Origin of the sequence: Pseudomonas sp. RW3S2 (genome assembly GCF_014268955.1) — a bacterium.
GTDB lineage: Bacteria > Pseudomonadota > Gammaproteobacteria > Pseudomonadales > Pseudomonadaceae > Aquipseudomonas > Aquipseudomonas wayambapalatensis.
This window is the reverse complement of the sequence record NZ_JABWRM010000009.1, coordinates 116,841-131,966: the sequence shown is the minus strand read 5'-3', so window position 1 is coordinate 131,966 and position 15,126 is coordinate 116,841. Positions and strand designations below refer to the sequence as shown.

Here is a 15,126-nt window from a genome sequence, read left to right as displayed (position 1 = left end):
GCCTGTGAGGGCTGGCCTGTCCAGGTAGCTCGAGCCCATAAAAAACCCGCCGGTGAAGGCGGGTTTTTTTACTGCGGTATCCGAATTACTCCGGACGAACCTGAGCAGCCTGCATGCCCTTCTGGCCTTTTTCGGCTACGAAGGAAACAGTCTGGCCTTCTTTCAGGCTCTTGAAGCCGTCGGATTCGATGGCCTTGAAGTGTACGAACAGGTCGTCGCCGCCGCCTGCTGGGGTGATGAAGCCGTAGCCTTTCTCATCATTGAACCATTTGACGGTGCCTTGTTGGCGATTGGACATGAGGTGAATCTCCAGAACATTTAGTTTTTCAGTGGTGCAATGCGGCCGAGGCTACGGAGCACCGGCAACATCATAGTCTAATTCTGCTTATGTAGCGCTCTTTACCTTAGCCGGATACTGATCTGGCGCAAACAATGCGCGATCGGTACGGCTCGGCGGGTCATCATTTTGGCTTGCAGGCGGCCTGTACTACGGTCTGAGCCTTCTGCATCAGCGCAGCGTCGACGCCGTCCTTGCTGTCGAGGTCCTGGATCTCCTTGTCGGTGAAATTCTTTTTGATGGCTTGGGCGCCGCAATCGCAGTGCTTCTTCGCCGTCGCGGCGTCCACGCCCTGGCCGGTCGCGACTTGCTGGCACTGAGACATGTACGCCTGCTCCTTGCCGGCGGGGAAGTTACCTGCGTTGGCGGCCAGTGGCAGCAGCAGGACGCTCGCGGCACACGCGGCCAGAAGAGACTGAACTCGCATAACCAGACACTCCTTGGTTTAGGTCTCATCAAGAGTAGGATGCTTCAGAGGGTCTGATAGGAATTTTTCCGTACAAGTTCACCGCGCCGGCGTAAATTCCAAATATTTCTGCGTCAGGCGCAGGCCGCGTGCTAGCATGCCCGGCTTGCAGCTGCTCACGTCCAGCGCGCAAGTTATCTTTCCAGTCACTCTGGTTCGCCCCTGACAGGCCGAAAGGCTTCTGCCGCTGTGAGGCAGGCTTTCCCCCGGGAAAGGCAGGTCGGATCTTGTACTGGCTCATCCCAACCCACGTGACCTTTGGTAGGGGTCACCACTAGGAGAGGAGGCGCCATGCCCACCATTACTCTTCCCGATGGCAGTCAACGTTCGTTCGACAAGGCCGTAACCGTAGCTGAAGTTGCCGCATCCATTGGTGCAGGCCTGGCAAAGGCCACCTTGGCCGGCAAGGTCGACGGCAAATTGGTCGATGCCTGCGACCTGATCGAACACGACGCCACCCTGCAGATCATCACCCCCAAAGATGAAGAGGGACTGGAGATCATCCGTCACTCGTGCGCCCACCTGATCGGCCACGCGGTGAAGCAGCTGTACCCGACCGCCAAGATGGTGATCGGCCCGGTGATCGACGAAGGCTTCTATTACGACATCGCCTACGAGCGTCCTTTCACCCCCGAGGACCTCACTGCCATCGAACAGCGTATGCACCAGCTGATCGACAAGGACTACGACGTCATCAAGAAGATGACCCCGCGTGCCGAAGTCATCGATGTGTTCAGCACCCGTGGCGAAGACTACAAGCTGCGTCTGGTCGAAGACATGCCGGACGAGCAGGCCATGGGCCTGTACTATCACGAAGAATACGTCGACATGTGCCGTGGCCCGCACGTGCCGAATACCCGCTTCCTCAAGGCGTTCAAGCTGACCAAGCTGTCTGGCGCCTACTGGCGCGGCGACGCCAAGAACGAACAGCTGCAGCGCGTGTATGGCACCGCCTGGGCTGACAAGAAGCAGCTGGCGGCCTATATCCAGCGCATCGAAGAGGCCGAAAAGCGCGACCATCGCAAGATCGGCAAGCAGCTCGATCTCTTCCACCTGCAGGAAGAAGCCCCGGGCATGGTGTTCTGGCACGCCAACGGCTGGACCGTCTACCAGGTACTCGAGCAGTACATGCGCCAGGTCCAGCGCGAGAATGGCTACCAGGAGATCAAGACCCCGCAGGTCGTCGACCGCATCCTCTGGGAGCGTTCCGGCCACTGGTCCAACTATGCCGAGAACATGTTCACCACCTCGTCGGAAAACCGCGACTACGCGGTAAAACCGATGAACTGCCCATGCCACGTGCAAGTGTTCAACCAGGGCCTGAAGTCATACCGTGACCTGCCGCTGCGCCTGGCCGAATTCGGCGCCTGCCACCGCAACGAGCCGTCCGGCGCCCTGCACGGCATCATGCGTGTGCGCGGCTTCGTGCAGGACGACGCGCACATCTTCTGCACCGAAGAGCAGGTAAAAAAGGAAGCGGCTGATTTCATCAAGCTGACCCTGGACGTGTACAAGGACTTCGGCTTCACCGACGTCGCCATGAAGCTGTCCACTCGTCCGGCCAAGCGTGTCGGTTCCGAAGAGCTGTGGGACCGCGCCGAAGGCGCGCTGGCCGACGCCCTGAACGAATCCGGCCTGGCCTGGGAATACCAGCCGGGCGAGGGCGCCTTCTATGGTCCGAAGATCGAGTTCACCCTGCGCGACTGCCTCGGCCGTAACTGGCAGTGCGGTACCCTGCAGTACGATCCGAACCTTCCGGAGCGTCTGGATGCCAGCTATATCGCCGAAGATAACGCCCGTAAGCGTCCTGTGATGCTGCACCGCGCCATTCTCGGCTCCTTCGAGCGCTTCATCGGCATGCTGATCGAGCACTACGCTGGTGTGTTCCCTGCGTGGCTGGCGCCGACCCAGGCGGTGATCATGAATATCACCGACAAGCAGGCCGATTTCGCCCTCGAAGTGGAAAAAACGCTGAATGGAAGCGGTTTCCGTGCCAAGTCCGACTTGAGAAATGAGAAGATCGGCTTTAAAATCCGCGAGCATACGTTGCTGAGGGTCCCGTACCTTTTGGTTATAGGGGACCGCGAAGTCGAAACGCAAACCGTCGCTGTGCGTACTCGCGAAGGCGCAGACCTGGGCTCCATGCCTGTCGCGCAATTCGCTGAGCTCTTGTCGCATGCGGTTTCCCGGCGTGGTCGCCAAGAATCGGAGTAATGACTATTAAGCGTGAAATGAGAAACGATAAACGAACTGCACCTAAGGCACCGATCAACGAGAATATCTCGGCACGCGAGGTTCGGTTAATTGGCGCTGATGGCGAGCAGATTGGCATCGTCTCGATTGATGAAGCGCTTCGTATCGCTGATGAAGCGAAGCTGGATCTGGTGGAAATCTCCGCTGACGCTGTCCCGCCTGTTTGCAAGGTGATGGACTACGGCAAGCACCTCTTCGAGAAGAAGAAGCAGGCCAACGAAGCGAAGAAGAACCAGAAGCAGATCCAGATTAAAGAAATCAAGTTTCGTCCAGGGACGGAAGAAGGGGATTACCAGGTAAAACTACGCAACCTGGTACGTTTCCTTACCGATGGGGACAAGGCCAAGATCTCTCTGAGATTCCGCGGCCGTGAGATGGCCCACCAGGAGCTGGGTATGGAACTGTTGAAGCGGGTCGAAACCGACCTCGTCGAATACGGGACCGTCGAACAGCATCCTAAGATGGAAGGACGCCAGCTTATGATGGTCATCGCTCCCAAAAAGAAGAAGTAATCTCCCGGGCACGGCAGGCCTGATGATTATTGTGTAATTTTATCGAATGCGGAGTTCCAACATGCCAAAAATGAAAACCAAGAGCGGTGCTGCGAAGCGTTTCCTGAAAACCGCTTCCGGCTTCAAGCACAAGCACGCTTTCAAGAGCCACATCCTGACCAAAATGTCGACCAAGCGTAAGCGTCAACTGCGCGGTGCCAGCCTGCTGCACCCGTCTGACGTGGCAAAAGTCGAGCGCATGCTGCGCGTACGTTAATTTCGGTCAAAGATAGAGGAAGTTACTCATGGCTCGTGTAAAGCGTGGCGTCATCGCTCGTAAGCGTCACAAGAAAATTCTGAAACTGGCTAAAGGCTACTACGGTGCACGCTCGCGCGTATTCCGCGTTGCCAAGCAAGCGGTCATCAAGGCAGGCCAATACGCCTACCGTGACCGTCGCCAGAAGAAGCGTCAGTTCCGCGCTCTGTGGATCGCTCGTATCAACGCCGGTGCCCGCACCAACGGTCTGTCCTACAGCCGTCTGATTGCTGGCCTGAAAAAGGCGTCGATCGAAATCGACCGCAAGGTTCTGGCCGACCTGGCAGTGAACGAAAAAGCGGCGTTTGCTGCGATTGTCGAGAAAGCTAAAGCCGTCCTGGCTTAAGTACCCGCGACAATCATCCGCCGGCACCCTGTGCCGGTGGGTGTAAAACGTCATCGATAGGGGAAGAGCCTTCAAAGCTCTTCCCCTATTTTCGTATCTGGAGTCTGTACATGGAAAACCTGGACGCGCTGGTCTCCCAAGCCCTAGAGGCCGTGGAGCGCGCTGAAGACATCAATACCCTGGAACAGATCCGGGTCCAATTTCTCGGCAAGAAGGGCGAGCTGACCCAGGTGATGAAGACCCTGGGCAACCTGCCAGCCGAAGAGCGCCCCAAGGTCGGTGCGCTGATCAACGACGCCAAGGAACGCGTCACTGACGTGCTCAACGCACGCAAGGCCGCCTTCGAAGAGGCTGAGCTGAACGCTCGCCTGGCTGCCGAATGCATTGATGTCACCCTGCCAGGCCGTGGCCAGGCCACCGGTGGCCTGCACCCGATCACCCGTACCCTCGAGCGCATCGAGCAGTTCTTCACCCACATCGGCTACGGCATCGCCGAAGGCCCAGAGGTCGAAGACGACTACCACAACTTCGAAGCGCTCAACATCCCAGGCCACCACCCGGCCCGGGCGATGCACGACACCTTCTACTTCAATGCCAACATGCTGCTGCGCACCCATACTTCGCCCGTTCAGGTGCGGACCATGGAAAGCACCCAGCCGCCGATCCGCATTGTCTGCCCCGGCCGCGTATACCGCTGCGACTCGGATATCACCCACTCGCCGATGTTCCACCAGATCGAAGGCCTGCTGGTCGATCGCGACATCAACTTCGCCGACCTCAAGGGCACCATCGAAGAGTTCCTGCGGGTGTTCTTCGAAAAAGAGCTGGCAGTGCGTTTCCGCCCTTCGTTCTTCCCCTTCACCGAGCCGTCCGCCGAAGTCGATATGGAGTGCGTGATGTGCTCCGGCAAAGGCTGCCGCGTGTGCAAGCAGACCGGTTGGCTGGAAGTGATGGGCTGCGGCATGGTCCACCCGAACGTACTGCGCATGTCCGGTATCGACCCGGAAGAATTCTCCGGCTTCGCCTTTGGCATGGGTGTCGAGCGCCTGGCCATGCTGCGCTATGGCGTCAACGATTTGCGTCTGTTCTTCGACAACGACCTGCGGTTCCTGGCGCAATTCCGCTAGGCCACACCTCGACGCAATCTTCAGGAGAACAGCATGAAATTCAGTGAACAGTGGCTGCGCGGTTGGGTAAACCCGCAAGTCTCCCGTGACGAACTGGTCGCCCGCCTGTCCATGGCCGGCCTGGAAGTCGACAGCGTCACCCCGGCGGCTGGCCAGTTCAGTGGCATCGTGGTGGGCGAGATCCTCGCCACCGAACAGCACCCGGATGCCGACAAGCTGCGCGTCTGCCAGGTCAGCAATGGCCAGGAAACCTTCCAGGTTGTCTGTGGCGCCCCCAACGCACGTCCCGGCATCAAGATTCCGTTTGCCATGATCGGCGCCGAACTGCCCGGCGACTTCAAGATCAAGAAGGCCAAGCTGCGCGGTGTCGAGTCCTTCGGCATGCTGTGCTCGGCCGCCGAGCTGCAGATCAGCGAAGAGAACGACGGTCTTCTGGAGCTGGCAGTCGACGCACCGGTGGGTGAAGACATTCGCCAGTACCTCAATCTGGACGACGCTAGCATCGAAATCGGCCTGACCCCCAACCGCGGCGACTGTCTGTCGGTGGCGGGCCTGGCGCGCGATGTCAGCGCACTGTACGACGTCCCGGTCAGCCGTCCGGTGGTTCCGGCCGTCGCGCCTGCCCACGACGAAGTACGCCCGGTTGAAATCAGCGCCCCCGCTGCTTGCCCGCGTTACCTGGGCCGTGTCATCCGCAACGTCGACCTGAGCAAGCCGACCCCGCTGTGGATGGTCGAACGCCTGCGTCGTAGCGACGTGCGCAGCATCGACGCTGCCGTCGACATCACCAACTACGTGATGCTCGAACTCGGCCAGCCTATGCACGCCTTCGACCTCGCTGAAATCAACGGCGGCATCCGCGTGCGCATGGCCGAGGAGGGTGAGAAGCTCGTCCTGCTCGATGGTCAGGAAGTCGCCCTGCGGAGCGACACCCTGGTCATCGCCGACCATACTCGCGCCCTGGCCATCGCCGGCGTCATGGGTGGCGAACACAGCGGCGTCAACACCGAGAAGACCCGCGACCTGTTCCTGGAAAGCGCCTTCTTCGAGCCAGTATCGGTCGCTGGCAAGGCCCGCTCCTATGGCCTGCACACCGATGCCTCGCACCGCTACGAGCGCGGCGTCGACTCGCAACTGGCTCGCGAAGCCATGGAGCGCGCTACCGCCCTGGTGCTCGAGATCGTCGGCGGCGAAGCCGGCCCGATCGTCGAAGCCGTGAGTGAGCAGCACCTGCCCAAGGTTGCCCCGGTCACCCTGCGCGCAGAACGCGTCAGCCAGATGCTCGGCATGGACATGGCCCCGGCCCAGGTCGAACAACTGCTCAACGCCCTGGAGCTGAAAACCAGCGCCAATGGGGCAGGGGTGTGGACTGTCGAGATCCCGAGCCACCGCTTCGACATCAGCCTCGAAGTCGACCTGATCGAAGAGCTGGCGCGTCTGTACGGCTACAACAACCTGCCGGTCCGCTACCCGCAAGCCCGCCTGGCCCCCAAGGCTCGTTCGGAATCGCGCGGCGAACTGCCGACCTTGCGTCGTCTGCTGGTTGCCCGTGGCTATCAGGAAGCGATCACCTACAGCTTCATCGATCCGAAGCTGTTCGAGCTGTTCACCCCGGGTGTCGAGCCACTGCTGCTTGCCAACCCCATCTCCAGCGACATGGCCGCCATGCGTGCCTCGCTGTGGCCGGGCCTGGTCAAGGCGATGCAGCACAACCTCAACCGCCAGCAAGACCGCGTACGCCTGTTCGAAAGCGGCCTGCGCTTCGTCGGCCAGTTGGGCGACCTCAAGCAGCAACCGATGATCGCCGGCGTGATCACTGGCAGCCGCCTGCCGGAAGGCTGGGCCAACGGCCGTGACAGTGTCGACTTCTTCGACGTCAAGGCCGACGTGGAGGCCCTGCTGGGTTACTCCGGCGCGCTTGCCGACTTTACCTTCAGCGCAGGCAAGCACCCAGCCCTGCACCCCGGCCAGACAGCCCGCATCGAGCGCGACGGCAAGGAAGTGGGTTACCTGGGCGCTATCCACCCGGAGCTGGCCAAGACCCTCGGCCTGGAACGTCCGGTGTTCGTCTTCGAGCTGGTGCTGGGTGAAGTAGTCGAAGGCCGCTTGCCGAAATTCAGCGAACTGTCCAAGTTCCCTGAAACCCGTCGTGACCTGGCGTTGATCGCAGGGCGTGACGTGGCGTCGAGCGCCGTGCTTGAAGTAATTCGTGACAATGCAGGGGAATGGCTCACAGACCTCAGGCTGTTTGATGTCTACCAGGGTAAAGGTATTGATCCTGATAGAAAAAGCCTCGCGGTCGGCTTGACCTGGCAGCATCCATCGCGCACTCTTAACGACGATGAGGTGAACACCACCCTGCAAAATATCCTCACCTCGCTCGAACAAAGGTTGAACACCACGTTAAGGAAATAACGGCATGGGTGCTCTGACGAAAGCTGAGATGGCCGAAAGGCTGTACGAGGAGCTGGGGCTTAACAAGCGCGAGGCCAAGGAGCTGGTCGAGTTGTTTTTCGAAGAGATTCGTCACGCGCTTGAGGAGAACGAGCAGGTCAAGTTGTCCGGATTCGGCAACTTCGACCTTCGCGACAAACGCCAGCGGCCGGGCCGCAACCCCAAGACAGGGGAAGAGATCCCGATCACCGCGCGGCGCGTCGTCACCTTTCGTCCAGGGCAGAAACTGAAAGCCCGGGTTGAGGCCTATGCTGGAACCAAGCCATAACGACGAGCTGCCCCCCATTCCGGGCAAACGCTACTTCACCATTGGTGAAGTCAGCGAGCTCTGTGCGGTAAAACCGCATGTGCTGCGTTACTGGGAACAAGAGTTCCCGCAGCTCAACCCGGTCAAGCGCCGCGGAAACCGACGGTATTATCAGCGTCAAGACGTGTTGATGATCCGCCAGATCCGCGCCTTGCTGTATGACCAGGGCTTCACCATCGGCGGTGCGCGCTTGCGCATGTCCAGTGATGAGGCCAAGGATGACACGACCCAGTACAAGCAGCTGATTCGGCAGATGATTGCGGAGTTGGAGGATGTGCTGGTGGTGTTGAAGAAGTGACCTGCTTGGCGATGAGTGGATTTTTTTAAAAAAAAGCTTCCATTATTCAAAAGGTTAGGTTAGATTTCTTACCGTTCTCAGCGGTATTGAGAATAGAGTCGGGGCGTAGCGCAGCCCGGTAGCGCACTTGCATGGGGTGCAAGGGGTCGAGTGTTCGAATCACTCCGTCCCGACCAATAATCCCAAGGACTTAGGCCATTTCCGCAAGGGGTGGCCTTTTTCCTTTGCGTGACTTTTGCGTGACTTCTCAGGTTTTTACGCCTGCCTCCTCTTCAGAATCGTCAGCACCGGCCCACGCGAGTCCGTCGCTGAAACTTTGTTTGCCGCCTCTATCAACTGTCCCAGCTCCGCGCCAGAATAGTGGCTGGTCACGCTGCCGTTCTTGTGGCCAAGTAGCGACTTCCGATCTTCCTCTGTTACACCAGCTGCTTTCAGGCGCCTGCCGAAAGTATGTTTGAGATCATGTACGCGAATGGAAGCGAACCCAGGGTGTGCCGGCCTCAGATTTTGCTCCTGCCAGAGCTTTGCCGCGCGCACCCTCGCTTTCTTCCAGGCCGAGTCATTCATCCTGTGCATTCCGGTGCCGTTGTAGGGGAACACCCATTCCCGGCTAATCCCTCGCTGCCCGTCGATGATCGACTTTGCCACGCTGTTAAGCACCACCAGGCGCTCGTCCCGGTTCTTCACGCCTGAGTTCTCTTGCCGGCCACCGAAGTCGGCAGGTATCAGAAAAACAGTGGTGCCCAGTTCGGGTACCGAGATCTCCCAATCCCACCTCAGTTTGCAGACCTCCTGCTCGCGGCAGCCCGTGTTCACCTTGAACAGGGCCATACGCTGCAGGTGGTCCGGCAACTCCCCGAAGAGAATCGATTGCTCATCCCAGGACATCGGGTATGGCTTTCGACTGGCTCTCTTCTCCTCCAGCTTGGCCAGCAGCGGAATGCTGTCGAGCCAGGGCCTGCGCTCTTCATCCCGCCACTTCCGGCAAGCCAGCGACAGCACGCGAATTACTCGTTCAATCGCGATGTTCACCGTCCTGTTGCTGACTGCCTTCCGCACCTTCCCATTCGGCAAGTCTTCGTCCGTCTGCCGGTCCCGAATGAACGGGGCCAGCGCCTGGTCGTCTATGTGCGTCAGCGGCAAATCGCCCAGGTATGGGTCCAGCTGTTGCAAGCATAGGGCGGTCAGCTTTATGGACGGCTGGTCCTTGTGCTCGAGCAAGTACCTGGTTGCCGCCTCCCGAAAGGTTCGCACCTGCCGAACGCCGTACACCTTGCGCTGCCGGATCTGCTCCAGCCGGTGGATCAGGTACTTTTCCGCTTCCGCCCGGTCACAAGTTCCAGTGCTTTCGTAAAGTCTTTCGCCGTTGATCCTCTTGTCGATGTGCCAGATGCCGTTCCTTTGGGAAAGGCCTGTGATTGTCTTTCGCGCCATCCCTTATCTCCTGATGGGCGCTCGCTGCCGGGTGATTGTCGTCCCTGAGCGCCTTCTTTCGCAATTGCCATGGCCTGGATGTAGTCGTTCACCCATGCGTCCAGTTCTTCGCGGTCAAAGCCGATACCGCGCTCTCCTATGGGGAATTCGCTCACATGCGGCCTGACGGTCTTGTTGAATTCGGATCGGCACATGCCGAGGTAATGCGGGGCTTCGCCGGCGCGGATGATGCGCGGCTGAATGCGTGCGGCTGGTGCCGCGCTGGCGTTTGCCATGGATGGTCTCCACGCCGCCGGTGGCGGCAGGTTGGTGGTCAGGTCAGCAGCACTTCACGCACGACTTCCCAGAGTCGGGCGGCGGGCCATTGGTAGCGATCGAAGTCCGTGTCCGGCTGGACGCCGTAACGGCAGGTGGAGTGGGCGCCGGCCTGGCCTTCGCAGAGCTTCTTCATGACGGTGGCCACGCGACCGTCGCCTCCGGGCTCGGTGCGGTGATAGTCGTAGCCTGGGGTCATGTACTGCCCGCCCGCGTAGATCAGATCTACCCCTTGCAGGTCCATCTGCGCGCGACCATCCGGCGTCCACGGCCTGCCGCCGCCGGCCTGTCGCTTTCCTTCGTGCAGGTACAGCACGAACTCGCCGTTATCGTCTTCCCGTGGCGTGTATCGATGGTTGATCTGCTCGCCCACCAGTACACGAGAGATGAAACTGAACCGGTGGTCGTGGATGGCCGAGTGTTCGAAGCAGCTGCGACGTGGCAGCTCGGGGTGCCACACATGCAGGCGCTGGTCGCCCTGCAACTGGACCTGTACGAACCCCAGGCCGTGAAGTGTGATTTTGTCGGTCATCACGTCATCGATGATCATGGCAATAGCTCTCCATGCCCGCGCGGGGCGGGCGTGAGTTGAGTTGTTGGGGGAGGGGTCAGGCTTTCGGCGCAGCTGACTCTTGCCACTCGGTGATGTCGGCGCCGAAGTCTTTGCTGGTGAAGGTGATGTTTCCAAAAGGCCAGTGGTAGGCGAATGGGCCGGTGCGCTCGCAGTTGGCAAGAACGCTGCCGCAGGACAGGCGAATGTCGATCCGCTCCAGCCCTGGTTCTTCATCAGGGTCTGGTGGGGACCAATTGCCTGCAAGCTTGCGGACGCTCTCGACAACGTCGTCGATCTCAAATCCGCCTCGCGATGAACCGACGAGCGATGCAACCCGCCACATTCCCGTCTGCCAGCGGTCTTTCCTGACCAGCGCACCGTCTTCGCGGAATTCGTAATCCTCAACCTTGGCATCACGGAATTCGGGTCTGCGGAAATCCAGCTCTGTCACTTCTCGGGTCATCGCGGCCCCCTTGCGATCAGGTAGGCCATGAGCAGTGGCGCGGCGATTGGGATCAAGAACATGGCATCAACTCCTTGGGCGCCTGGACGGTATCTCCGAGCGTGGCGGAGACAATTGCGCGGCAGCCGGCGATCAGGGCACTGTCACCGGCCTGGCAAAACTCCCCCTTGTTGGTGATCACCCATCCGACCCAAACGTCGTCAGTGCTCTGCGGGCAATGCAGGCTGACCATGCGCTCCTCGATCAGTCGTCCGCCCAGCGCCCAGTCTTCCCACGGGTTGAAGCGTTTGGTGCGCTCGGTCGCATGGCCTTGGTACCGAGCGAACACTCGCCACGGGTTTCCGTACTGAGGCGGCTCAAGGATCAGGTCAAGGCCTTCAGCGATACCGACTGCCCATCCCAGCGCCTCGCCGTGTAGGGCTGAGGTCTTCACTTCGATCAGGTCGGTCATTGCTGATCACCTCGATACGCTCGATACTCAGCGGCGATTGTGTCCCCGAGAAGCAGCCAGATCAGAAGAGCGAGCCCAAGCGGGTACCAGGCCCAATCCGGCAAGAACTGGAGCAGCCAGATAAAGGGTAGAGCGATTCCGAGCACGATCAGGCAGAAGACGATCATGAACAGGTGAAGCACCAGGTCGCGCTTGCCCGTACGGCTCATTGCGGATAGCGCGGCACGCAGTCGATCTTTCGTCTTGCTCACAGCTGATACCTCTCATCAATCCAGGCCGCCGGGGCGGCAGCGGGTGTAGGTTCGGGTTGGGTTTCGTGCGGGGAGAGCTGGCGCCGAGTGTCAGCGCTGAACTCGCAGATGCTGGCGCTGGCCTGGCTGCAGTTCTTGCCTGAGGCGTCGATGCAGACCTCGAATTCGCAGCCGGTCAGGGTGGCCAGCAGCAGGCAGAGGGCGAGGCGGGTCATGCAGTGAGCTCCAGTTGTGGGTCGGCCTTGGCGGCCAGTTCGGCGACGACGATGGCGTACGCCTCGGGGTGTTGCTTGTCGAACGGCGGCATGTTCGTGGTTTCGATCCAGGTGCCACGCACTGAGCCGCGATCGAGCCAGCCAGGGTCGATACCCTTCGGTCGCGTCCAGGCGGTCGGACTGATGCCGAGCTCTTGGATCTGCTTTGCTGCGATGTAGCCCTGCGAGCGCATCAAGGCGATCACCCGCAGCGCCGCTTCCTTCCAGGGTGTGAGGCTGACCGGGGATGGGACGCCGGCCTGGTGTGCACCAACCGCCATTGGCACCCGGAATCGCTCTGCCGGGTTCCAGTCGAACAGGTGCAGGTACTCTTCGTTGACGAAGAAAGACATCCAGTCCCGGTTGTCCACGCAGCGCACATCGAATTCCCATCCTGACTTGTCGCCGCCCCGAGACATCCAGCGGGGGAGCACAACAGGAACCCCGAGCAGACCCAGCATGCGGCAGATTCCGTGGCTGGCATCGCTGGCCTTGCCGACGATCACCAGGCGATGGTCTGGGCCGGGCCTGCCGTAAAAGTTCTCGTAGTCCTTCGGCAGGATCTGATCGGCCACCTTGGCGTTCAGGCTCATCTTCGCCTCGACGCCGATCTGTCGACCGCTGGTGTGCACGGCCAGGATGTCGAAGCCCGCAGCTTCGGGGTAGCAGGTCCAATCGGCCTGCTTGTTCATCGACTGGATGAAGGCCGCGCACAGTTCGGCCTCCGTCTTGATCGGTGTCCTTTCGAGCATGTCGATTCCTTGGCCGCCATATCGCGGCAGTGAATAGAGGGGAGAGGGGTTACAGCGGGGTGGGGTTACGGCTTGCGCTCCAGGGCGGCGCGGGCTCGCTGCTCGACACTCCGGGCCAATTGCATGAACCACTCTTCGCTCACGCCGTGCGCCAGTGCTGACTGGCAAGCGATAGCGGCCATATCGCGCAATTCGTCTTCGCTCACCAGCTCATCGCGCTCAACCGGCGCGCTTGGCTCTCCGGCCTCCTTACGATGGCGGCAGCATGCAGGGCACAAGCATCGCTTTCCTGCTTTAGGCCAAGCCTCCGAATGGCCTTCCGGCTCTGCACTGGCGGATAGGGCGGCGTCTGCGCCGCTCATGTACGCTTTCCCGATTCCGCCAAGCGATATTGCGTGCTCGGCCTTCTCGCACGCCTGAACCAATCCCTGATCTGGCCCGGCAGTGCCTCCGGTTGTCCGCGCCGCGAAGATCAACCCCTTCAGCGCTTCAACTTGCAGCTTTACGACTTGCTCAAGGCCTCCAACCTCTTCGCGCAGCCGCTCAATGTCGGCAGGGTCGGCGTGGGTGTATAGCGGAGTTTCCACCTTGCAGCAAATATCGAAGACATCGCCGCAGTCCGCCTTGGTCAGTACGGTGCCATTGGCATACAGCACCGCCACCGGCTCGCCCTGGTGCTGGGCTGGCTGGGCCAGGAGTGCCTGCACCTCACTGGACTCCTTGAATATCTGTGCTTTCGAGAAGCGTTTCTGCCAGGCCTGTAGCTGCTCGCGCGGCACGCTGACCATCTCTGTGTTGCTGGATCGGTTTTCTGTGGGCATGGGATACCTCAGTCGAGACGTTGAAGTTGTTGGGCGATGCGCCGACCGATCCAGCGCACGACGGGGACGGCCTTGCTGTTGCCGATCGCCTTGTAGCGCGGGCCGTCAGGGCAAAGGCCTCGGACACGACCGCGATAGGGGATCAGCGTGTAGTCATCAGGGAAGCCCTGGAGGCGTTCGCACTCTCTAGGGGTGAGGCGGCGAACGCCGCTGGGGCCTTGTACTGCCACCTGACCCCCAGAGTTGGGGTGGCTGTCGCTGTGGCCCATTGCGCGCAGCGTCGGCGCGATCTCTCCAGTATCTGCGCCGTGATCCTTGCAGCTAAAGGCGAGCAAGGCGTTCTCCATGCCGTTGTTGCGCCCTAGCGTATGCGCCTGGTCATACCTCACGTCGGGATCTTGCGTGCCATGCACGACCAGCATTCCGCTTTCCGCGTCTTGCTGGGTAGCGCTGCCGGCAGCCTTGCCGTTGGCCTGCAGGGTTCCAGCCACCACCAACAGGCTCTCGCGGCTTTCGTGATCACCGTACGGGTTTGTTGTGAGCGGCGCCGACACAACGAAGGTTTCAGTCTCCGCATCCATTCGGGTTCCGCCTGGGTGGGCACTTAGTGCAGTAGCGACGTCCGTCTGCAGGCAGTTAGATCCGCCCCCAAAGGTCCTTGGCCAGTCCGGCGGGGCAACTACATGCCCTCCGGTGGCTCCGTCTGTTCCTGGGAAGCCACCGCCATCAGTGCGTGCATCAAGGGTGCAGGCAACGTCTTGCCCCTCGCCTCGGCGCGGCGGAGTATCCCGGCGCAGGCCTTCGCGCTCAAAAAGTACTTCGAGTGGATCGAACCCTGCTCGAGCACTTGCGACAACGAACACACGGCGGCGTCGTTGGGCCAGGCCGAAATATTGGGCATCCAGAACCCGCCATGCGACTGTTCGCGTGGTTCCATACACACAACCAGCGTCCTTCCATTTGCCCCCTGGCGGTTGGAGTTCTTCGGATTCGCCCACCAGGGCGCCGAGGAAGCAGCCGAACGCGTTGCCTTTGTCGGAGAGGACGCCGGGGACGTTTTCCCAGAGACAGGTGGCCTCGGGCTGGCCGCGCATGGTTCGAACATGGTCAATTGCATCGAGCAGCTCCACGTATTTGATGGTGAGGGCACCGCGGGGATCGGCCAAGCCTTCCCGCATACCTGCCACGCTGAAGGCCTGGCAGGGCGTGCCACCGACCAGGACCTCAGGCGCCGGGATCTTGCCGGACAGCACCATGGCTGCCAGGCGGGTCATGTCGCCTTGATTCGGCGTAGTGGGGTAGTGGTGAGCCAGTACCGCGCAGGGAAATGGCTCGATCTCGGCGTACCACGCGGCACGCCAGCCCAGCGGGTGCCAGGCAACGGTCGCAGCTTCAATGCCGCTGCAGACGCTTCCGTAGGTGATGGGCATGGGTGCT

General features: G+C 60.6%; 20 protein-coding genes and 1 tRNA gene. 9 read left to right on the top strand and 12 right to left on the bottom strand.

Annotation, left to right across the window (positions count from 1 at the left end; all coding sequences use genetic code 11):
* Positions 1–85: 85 nt before the first annotated feature.
* The gene (locus HU748_RS14910; RefSeq protein ID WP_012313861.1) at positions 86–298 is read right to left on the bottom strand and encodes a cold-shock protein; all 213 of its coding nucleotides are present in this window, start codon (positions 296–298) and stop codon (positions 86–88) included.
* A gap of 163 nt (positions 299–461) precedes the next feature.
* A complete protein-coding gene (locus tag HU748_RS14905) occupies positions 462–764 on the bottom strand; it encodes a hypothetical protein (RefSeq protein ID WP_186669096.1) in 303 nt (100 codons plus the stop codon).
* A 330-nt stretch (positions 765–1,094) separates the two neighbouring features.
* On the opposite strand from HU748_RS14905, the gene thrS reads away from it, so the two are divergent.
* The 9 genes from thrS to HU748_RS14860 all read left to right on the top strand — a co-directional run bounded on the left by thrS (position 1,095) and on the right by HU748_RS14860 (position 8,571).
* Entirely contained in the window at positions 1,095–3,017 is a 1,923-nt protein-coding gene (gene thrS / locus HU748_RS14900; protein WP_186720904.1) for a threonine--tRNA ligase, read from the top strand.
* A complete protein-coding gene (infC, locus tag HU748_RS14895) occupies positions 3,017–3,568 on the top strand; it encodes a translation initiation factor IF-3 (protein WP_172964767.1) in 552 nt (183 codons plus the stop codon). The genes thrS and infC overlap by 1 nt, the downstream gene beginning before the upstream one ends.
* 61 nt (positions 3,569–3,629) lie before the next feature.
* Positions 3,630–3,824 (top strand): 50S ribosomal protein L35, encoded by a 195-nt coding sequence (gene rpmI, locus HU748_RS14890; protein WP_003250667.1) that lies wholly within the window; start codon positions 3,630–3,632, stop codon positions 3,822–3,824.
* A gap of 28 nt (positions 3,825–3,852) precedes the next feature.
* The gene (gene rplT, locus HU748_RS14885; RefSeq protein WP_003250671.1) at positions 3,853–4,209 is read left to right on the top strand and encodes a 50S ribosomal protein L20; all 357 of its coding nucleotides are present in this window, start codon (positions 3,853–3,855) and stop codon (positions 4,207–4,209) included.
* 110 nt (positions 4,210–4,319) lie between these two features.
* Positions 4,320–5,336, top strand: a complete 1,017-nt coding sequence (pheS, locus tag HU748_RS14880; RefSeq protein ID WP_054892050.1) for a phenylalanine--tRNA ligase subunit alpha — start codon at positions 4,320–4,322, stop codon at positions 5,334–5,336.
* Between the two features lie 33 nt (positions 5,337–5,369).
* On the top strand, positions 5,370–7,751 hold the full coding sequence (pheT, locus tag HU748_RS14875) for a phenylalanine--tRNA ligase subunit beta (RefSeq protein ID WP_186720902.1): 2,382 nt from the start codon (positions 5,370–5,372) through the stop codon (positions 7,749–7,751).
* Between the two features lie 4 nt (positions 7,752–7,755).
* Positions 7,756–8,058, top strand: a complete 303-nt coding sequence (gene ihfA / locus HU748_RS14870) for an integration host factor subunit alpha (protein ID WP_003250679.1) — start codon at positions 7,756–7,758, stop codon at positions 8,056–8,058.
* A complete protein-coding gene (locus HU748_RS14865) occupies positions 8,039–8,395 on the top strand; it encodes a MerR family transcriptional regulator (protein ID WP_054892048.1) in 357 nt (118 codons plus the stop codon). The genes ihfA and HU748_RS14865 overlap by 20 nt, the downstream gene beginning before the upstream one ends.
* A 99-nt stretch (positions 8,396–8,494) precedes the next feature.
* A tRNA-Pro gene (locus tag HU748_RS14860) sits at positions 8,495–8,571 on the top strand.
* Positions 8,572–8,650: 79 nt separating this feature from the next.
* Here HU748_RS14860 and HU748_RS14855 read toward each other — a convergent pair.
* The 10 genes from HU748_RS14855 to HU748_RS14815 form a co-directional block, all read right to left on the bottom strand.
* Positions 8,651–9,814, bottom strand: a complete 1,164-nt coding sequence (locus HU748_RS14855) for a tyrosine-type recombinase/integrase (protein ID WP_346655474.1) — start codon at positions 9,812–9,814, stop codon at positions 8,651–8,653.
* On the bottom strand, positions 9,700–10,104 hold the full coding sequence (locus tag HU748_RS26730) for a hypothetical protein (protein ID WP_346655472.1): 405 nt from the start codon (positions 10,102–10,104) through the stop codon (positions 9,700–9,702). The genes HU748_RS14855 and HU748_RS26730 overlap by 115 nt, the downstream gene beginning before the upstream one ends.
* Before the next feature lie 38 nt (positions 10,105–10,142).
* Positions 10,143–10,694, bottom strand: a complete 552-nt coding sequence (locus HU748_RS14850; RefSeq protein ID WP_186720899.1) for a hypothetical protein — start codon at positions 10,692–10,694, stop codon at positions 10,143–10,145.
* A gap of 58 nt (positions 10,695–10,752) precedes the next feature.
* Positions 10,753–11,160, bottom strand: coding sequence for a hypothetical protein (locus HU748_RS14845; protein WP_186720897.1), 408 nt, complete (start codon positions 11,158–11,160; stop codon positions 10,753–10,755).
* A 52-nt stretch (positions 11,161–11,212) separates the two neighbouring features.
* Positions 11,213–11,611 (bottom strand): DUF2591 domain-containing protein, encoded by a 399-nt coding sequence (locus HU748_RS14840; RefSeq protein ID WP_186720895.1) that lies wholly within the window; start codon positions 11,609–11,611, stop codon positions 11,213–11,215.
* Positions 11,608–11,862, bottom strand: coding sequence for a hypothetical protein (locus HU748_RS14835; protein WP_186720893.1), 255 nt, complete (start codon positions 11,860–11,862; stop codon positions 11,608–11,610). Before HU748_RS14835 ends, HU748_RS14840 begins: the two co-directional genes overlap by 4 nt.
* Complete coding sequence (locus tag HU748_RS14830) at positions 11,859–12,077, bottom strand: hypothetical protein (protein WP_186720892.1); 219 nt, start codon at positions 12,075–12,077, stop codon at positions 11,859–11,861. Before HU748_RS14830 ends, HU748_RS14835 begins: the two co-directional genes overlap by 4 nt.
* Positions 12,074–12,868 (bottom strand): hypothetical protein, encoded by a 795-nt coding sequence (locus HU748_RS14825; protein WP_186720891.1) that lies wholly within the window; start codon positions 12,866–12,868, stop codon positions 12,074–12,076. The genes HU748_RS14830 and HU748_RS14825 overlap by 4 nt, the downstream gene beginning before the upstream one ends.
* Before the next feature lie 65 nt (positions 12,869–12,933).
* Entirely contained in the window at positions 12,934–13,689 is a 756-nt protein-coding gene (locus HU748_RS14820; RefSeq protein ID WP_186720890.1) for a hypothetical protein, read from the bottom strand.
* Between the two features lie 8 nt (positions 13,690–13,697).
* A complete protein-coding gene (locus HU748_RS14815) occupies positions 13,698–15,119 on the bottom strand; it encodes a DNA cytosine methyltransferase (RefSeq protein ID WP_186720889.1) in 1,422 nt (473 codons plus the stop codon).
* Positions 15,120–15,126: the final 7 nt, after the last annotated feature.